General features: G+C 65.1%; 3 protein-coding genes and 1 pseudogene. 2 read left to right on the top strand and 2 right to left on the bottom strand.

Annotated elements, in window-relative coordinates; all coding sequences use genetic code 11:
* Positions 1-341 (bottom strand): OsmC family protein (locus C5O18_RS07020; protein WP_105192700.1); only part of this gene is annotated, 341 nt, incomplete at its 3' end.
* 233 nt (positions 342-574) lie between these two features.
* On the opposite strand from C5O18_RS07020, the gene C5O18_RS07015 reads away from it, so the two are divergent.
* Both C5O18_RS07015 and C5O18_RS07010 read left to right on the top strand, forming a co-directional pair.
* Positions 575-1,462 carry a crotonase/enoyl-CoA hydratase family protein gene (locus tag C5O18_RS07015; protein WP_105192698.1) on the top strand — a complete coding sequence of 296 codons (888 nt, stop codon included), beginning with the start codon at positions 575-577 and terminating at the stop codon, positions 1,460-1,462.
* Between the two features lie 189 nt (positions 1,463-1,651).
* Positions 1,652-3,889, top strand: a complete 2,238-nt coding sequence (locus C5O18_RS07010) for an NADP-dependent isocitrate dehydrogenase (protein ID WP_105192696.1) — start codon at positions 1,652-1,654, stop codon at positions 3,887-3,889.
* Positions 3,890-3,910: 21 nt separating this feature from the next.
* On the opposite strand, the pseudogene C5O18_RS07005 reads toward C5O18_RS07010, so the two are convergent.
* Positions 3,911-4,200: pseudogene (locus C5O18_RS07005) on the bottom strand (hypothetical protein); the annotation flags it as partial.

Below are 4,200 nucleotides of genomic sequence, written 5' to 3'. Positions count from 1 at the left end.
TTGGCGATCTGCAGCAGCCGCTCGCGCTGTTCGGCGTCCAGCGGGCCTTCCAGGTGGATCTCGCGGCTGATCTGCGCGCCGGCCTCGGCCTTGCCCGGCTGGGTCAGGTCCAGCTCCACGCGCACCCCGGCCAGCGGCCACTCCTTGCGTTTCGCGTACATGACCAGCGTCGCCACGGTGCAGGCGCCGAGGCCGGAGAGCACCAGCGAGTGCGGCGACGGGCCGGAGTCGGTGCCGCCGACATCGGCGGGCTCGTCGCCGAGCCAGTGGTGTACGCCATCGCGCAGGATGACCTGGTAAGGGGTGCCGGAGAAGCTGGCGGTGATGTGGCGGGCGGCCATGACGGCTCCTGTGGACGGGGTGGAGTGCCCAGTTGTACCGGAGGCCGCTGCCGGCGGCAAATGCCGGTGTGGCCTGTCCGGCGGTGACCGGAAGGGCCTGGTCGGGACGGCCGGAAACAGGGTGCACAGGCCGGTCGGAGTGCTAGCATGGGGCTTGCGGCGCGTCCGGGCATCCGGACTCGCGCGCCGTTACCGACAACAAGAGCCGGGCCGTTCCCGGTCGTGGAGCCAGCATGTCCAGCAATCCCTCCTACAGCAGCATCGACTACCGTGTCGAAGACCACATCCTGACGCTGACCCTGAACCGTCCGGACCAGCTCAATGCCTTCACGGTGGACATGGCCGACGAGCTCGAGCACGCCTTCCGCCGCGCCAGCGAGGACGACGATGTTCGCGCCATCGTGGTCACCGGCGCCGGCCGCGCCTTCTGCGCCGGCATGGACCTGTCGGTGGGCGGCAATGTCTTCGGTCTCGACGAGACGCAGCGCCCCACTGTCGCGGACATGCACGAGCGCCTCACCGACACGGCCATCCAGCGCGGCGTGCGCGACACCGGCGGGCGCGTGACGCTGGCCATCTACGACTGCAAGAAGCCGGTGATCGGCGCCATCAACGGCGCCGCGGTGGGCATCGGCGCCACCATGACGCTGGCCATGGACATCCGCCTGGCTTCCGAGAAGGCGCGCATCGGCTTCGTGTTCGGCAAGATCGGGGTGGTGCCGGAGGCCTGCTCGAGCTGGTTCCTGCCGCGCATCGTCGGTATCCAGCAGGCGCTGGAGTGGGTCTACAGCGGTGACATCCTGAGCGCCGAGGAGGCGCTGGCGGGCCGTCTGGTGCGCTCGGTGCACGCGCCCGACGACCTGCTGCCCGCCGCCTACGCGCTGGCGCGCAAGTTCAGTGTCAACAAGTCACCGGTGGCGGTCGCTTTCGCGCGCCAGATGCTCTACCGCAACGCCGCCCAGCCGCACCCGCTGGAAGCGCACCGCATCGACTCGCTGGCCATGTTCTACACCAGCCTGGAGGATGGCAAGGAAGGCGTGCGCTCCTTCCTGGAGAAGCGCGACCCGCAGTACGCCGGCAGAGCGAGCGAGATGCCGGACATTTACCCCTGGTGGGTGTGATGAGCGCTGCATATTGTCATCAGGCATGGTGTTGAATCCGTCTGGTGAAAAGCAGTCCCCTGGACGTTTAGCGCGGCTTTGCCGGCTTTCCGGTTGTGGTACGGTATCGGGTGAGCGCGGGTCTGCCTGCAAACTGCTGGTGCTGGTGCAATACGTCCTTTTGTTTCCCTAAAACCACGAGACGACGAGATGAGTAATTCGCGACCCACGATCATCTACACCCTGACCGATGAAGCCCCCCGCCTGGCAACCGCTTCACTCCTGCCCATCGTGCAGGCCTTCGCGGCATCGGCGGACATAGACGTGGCGACCAGTGACATCTCGTTGGCGACCCGCATCCTGGGCCAGTTCCCGGAGGTGCTGACCGAGGCGCAGCGCGTGCCAGACACGCTGGACGCGCTGGGCAGGCTCACGCTGCAGCCCGAGGCCAACATCATCAAGCTGCCCAACATCAGCGCTTCGGTGGCGCAGCTCAAGGCCGCCATCAAGGAATTGCAGGACAAGGGCTACCAGCTTCCCAACTTTCCCGAAGCTCCGCAGACCGACGCGGAGCGGGATATCCGCGCACGCTACGGCAAGTGTATCGGCAGCGCGGTGAACCCGGTGCTGCGCGAGGGCAACTCCGACCGCCGTGCGCCGGCGGCGGTGAAGAACTACGCCCGCAAGCACCCGCACAGCATGGCGGAATGGAGCCAGGCCTCGCGCACGCATGTCTCGCACATGCACGCGGGCGACTTCTACCATGGCGAGAAGTCCATGACGCTGGATCGCGCCCGCGACGTGAAAATGGAGCTGATCACCAAAAGCGGCAAGACCATCGTGCTCAAGCCCAAGGTCTCGCTGCTCGACCGCGAAGTGATCGATTCCATGTTCATGAGCAAGAAGGCGCTGGTGGCCTTCTACGAGCGGGAAATCGAGGATGCGCACAAGACCGGCGTGATGTTCTCGCTGCACGTCAAGGCCACCATGATGAAGGTCTCGCACCCGATCGTGTTCGGCCACTGCGTCAGGATTTTCTACAAGGATGCCTTCGAGAAGCACGGCAAGCTGTTCGAGGAGCTGGGCGTGAACGTGAACAACGGCATGGTCGATCTCTACAACAAGATCGCCACGCTGCCGGAGAGTCTGCAGGACGAGATCAAGCAGGACCTGCACGCCTGCCACGAGCACCGGCCCAAGCTGGCCATGGTCGACTCGAGCAAGGGCATCACCAACTTCCATTCCCCCAACGACGTGATCGTCGACGCCTCCATGCCCGCCATGATCCGCAACGGCGGCAAGATGTACGGTGCCGACGGCCGCCTGCGCGACGTGAAGGCGGTGATGCCGGAGTCGACCTTCGCCCGCATCTACCAGGAAATGATCAACTTCTGCAAATGGCATGGTGCCTTCGATCCGACCACCATGGGTACCGTGCCCAACGTCGGCCTGATGGCGCAGCAGGCCGAAGAGTACGGCTCGCACGACAAGACCTTCGAGATCTCCGAGGATGGCGTGGCCAACATCACCGACCTGGCCACCGGTGAAGTGCTGCTGAGCGAGAACGTGGAAGCCGGCGACATCTGGCGCATGTGCCAGACCAAGGACGCCGCCGTGCGCGACTGGGTCAAGCTGGCCGTGACGCGTGCGCGCAACTCCGGCATGCCGGTCGTGTTCTGGCTGGACGCTTACCGTCCGCATGAAGCCCAGCTGATTGCCAAGGTGCGGCTGTACCTGCAGGAACAGGACACCACAGGTCTCGACATCCAGATCATGAGTCAGGTTCGTGCCATGCGCTACACGCTGGAGCGTGTGATTCGCGGCCTCGATACCATCAGTGCCACCGGTAATATCCTGCGCGACTACCTGACCGACCTGTTCCCCATCATGGAGCTGGGCACGTCGGCCAAGATGCTGTCGATCGTGCCGCTCATGGCTGGCGGCGGCATGTACGAGACCGGTGCTGGCGGCTCGGCGCCCAAGCATGTGAAGCAGCTGGTGGAAGAGAATCATCTGCGCTGGGATTCGCTCGGCGAGTTCCTGGCGCTGGCCGTGAGTCTGGAAGAGCTGGGCCTCAAGAATGGCAATGCCAAGGCCAAGGTGCTCGCCCAGACGCTGGATGCTGCCACCGGCAAGCTGCTCGACAACAGCAAGGGGCCTTCGCCCAAGACCGGTCAGCTCGACAACCGCGGCAGCCACTTCTACCTCGCCATGTACTGGGCCCAGGCCCTGGCCGAGCAAAGCGACAATGCCGAACTGGCGGCCAGGTTCAAGCCGCTGGCCGAAGCGCTTGCGGCCAGCGAGCAGAAAATTGTCGATGAGCTGGCGCAGGTGCAGGGTACGCCATCCGTCATCGGAGGCTACTATCTGCCCGATCCGGCCAAGCTGGACGCGGTGATGCGCCCCAGCGCCACATTCAACGCAGTGATTGCGTCCTGGGCAACCTGAGGCCTTGGCCGCAATCCTGCTTCACGTGCCTGCATGCTGTATGCGCTGCCGCACGATGTCCTCTTCCAGCTCCGGCGAGCACAGCTCGATGAAGCGGTAGGCGAAATCGCGCAGGTAGTGCCCGGTGCGCACCGCCAGGCGGGTGGTGCTGGCCTCGAACAGGTGTTCGCTGTCCAGCGCCTTCAGCCCGATGTCGCGCTGCGGATTGAACGCCTGCGATGCGGTGATGCCCACGCCCAGCCCCAGCTCGACATAGGTCTTGATCACGTCGGAGTCGAGCGCGGTCATGACGATGTCGGGCTGCAGGCCGG

The organism is Amnimonas aquatica, assembly GCF_002943415.1.
In the GTDB taxonomy this organism is placed as follows: Bacteria; Pseudomonadota; Gammaproteobacteria; order Pseudomonadales; family Moraxellaceae; genus Perlucidibaca; species Perlucidibaca aquatica_A.
The sequence above is the reverse complement of the archived record's forward strand: the minus strand, read 5'-3'. Positions and strand labels throughout refer to the sequence as shown.